This is a genomic window from Dolichospermum sp. UHCC 0406, from assembly GCF_009712025.1.
Lineage (GTDB): Bacteria > Cyanobacteriota > Cyanobacteriia > Cyanobacteriales > Nostocaceae > Dolichospermum > Dolichospermum lemmermannii.
Genome location: NZ_VILA01000051.1, coordinates 1 through 1,916 on the forward strand (window position 1 = coordinate 1; position 1,916 = coordinate 1,916).

Consider the following 1,916-nt stretch of genomic DNA (forward strand, 5'->3'; position numbering starts at 1 on the left):
GCCGGAAATGTCCGAATGGGGCAACCCTATGTACTACCTGTTGAATATATAGACAGGAAAGAGCCAACCCAGCGAACTGAAACATCTTAGTAGCTGGAGGAAGAGAAATCAAACTAGAGATTCCCTCAGTAGTGGTGAGCGAAAGGGGAAGAGCCTAAACCAGAGGATTTATCTTCTGGGGTCGTGGGACAGCGAGATCGAATCTAGAGACTAAACGAAACAGCTAAATACTGTACCAGAGGGGGTGAAAGTCCCGTAGTTGAAAGTCAAAGGATAGTAGCTGAATCCCGAGTAGCATGGAGCACGAGGAATTCCATGTGAATCAGCGAGGACCACCTCGTAAGGCTAAATACTACTGTGTGACCGATAGTGAACAAGTACCGCGAGGGAAAGGTGAAAAGAACCCCGGAAGGGGAGTGAAATAGAACATGAAACCATAAGCTTACAAGCAGTGGGAGTCCGATTTAACGGATGACCGCGTGCCTGTTGAAGAATGAGCCGGCGACTTATAGGCACTGGTAGGTTAAAGCGAGAATGCTGGAGCCAAAGGGAAACCGAGTCTGAACAGGGCGATAAATCAGTGTTTATAGACCCGAACCCTGGTGATCTAACCATGTCCAGGATGAAGCTTGGGTAACACCAAGTGGAGGTCCGAACCGACTGATGTTGAAAAATCAGCGGATGAGGTGTGGTTAGGGGTGAAATACCAATCGAACCAGGAGCTAGCTGGTTCTCCCCGAAATGTGTTGAGGCGCAGCGGTAATGGTTAAATTTGGGGGGTAAAGCACTGTTTCGGTGCGGGCTGGGAGACCGGTACCAAATCGAGACAAACTCAGAATACCCAGAAGAAGACATTGCCAGTGAGACAGTGGGGGATAAGCTTCATTGTCAAGAGGGAAACAGCCCAGACCACCAGCTAAGGTCCCCAAATCATCGCTAAGTGATAAAGGAGGTGAGATTGCCTAGACAACTAGGAGGTTTGCCTAGAAGCAGCCACCCTTGAAAGAGTGCGTAATAGCTCACTAGTCAAGCGATCTTGCGCCGAAAATGAACGGGGCTAAGCGATGTACCGAAGCTGTGGGATTGATATTAAATTATTAATCGGTAGGGGAGCGTTCCGTCGTAGGTTGAAGCAGTAGCGGCGAGCAGCTGTGGACGAAACGGAAGTGAGAATGTCGGCTTGAGTAGCGCAAATGTATGTGAGAATCATACACCCCGAAACCCTAAGGGTTCCAGAGCCAGGTTCGTCCACTCTGGGTTAGTCGGGACCTAAGGCGAGGCCGAAGGGCGTAGTCGATGGACAAAGTGTCAATAGTCACTTACTGTTCTGTGGGAGCATAGAGAGGGACGCATCAAAGATAGCCATACCCTGATTGGTTTGGGAGGAGTTTACGAACTCCGAGTGGTGAAGGATAGTGCCAAGAAAAGCTCGCTATGTGATGAAGATAGAACACCCGTACCCGAAACCGACACAGGTAGGGAGGTTGAGAATACCAAGGGGCGCGAGATAACTCTCTCTAAGGAACTCGGCAAAATGGCCCCGTAACTTCGGGAGAAGGGGTGCCCACCTCAGACGTGGGTCGCAGTGAAGAGATCCAGGCGACTGTTTACCAAAAACACAGGTCTCCGCCAACTCGCAAGAGGACGTATGGGGGCTGACGCCTGCCCAGTGCCGGAAGGTTAAGGAAGCTGGTCAGCGAAAGTAAAGCTGGCGACTGAAGCCCCGGTGAACGGCGGCCGTAACTATAACGGTCCTAAGGTAGCGAAATTCCTTGTCGGGTAAGTTCCGACCCGCACGAAAGGCGTAACGATCTGGATGGTGTCTCAGAGAGAGACTCGGCGAAATAGGAATGTCTGTGAAGATACGGACTGCCTGCACCTGGACAGAAAGACCCTATGAAGCTTTACTGTAGCCT

1 rRNA gene is annotated in these 1,916 nt (G+C 50.7%); it reads left to right on the forward strand.

Annotated features, from left to right (window positions below):
• Positions 1-1,916, forward strand: a 23S ribosomal RNA gene (locus FJR09_RS24345); the annotation flags it as partial.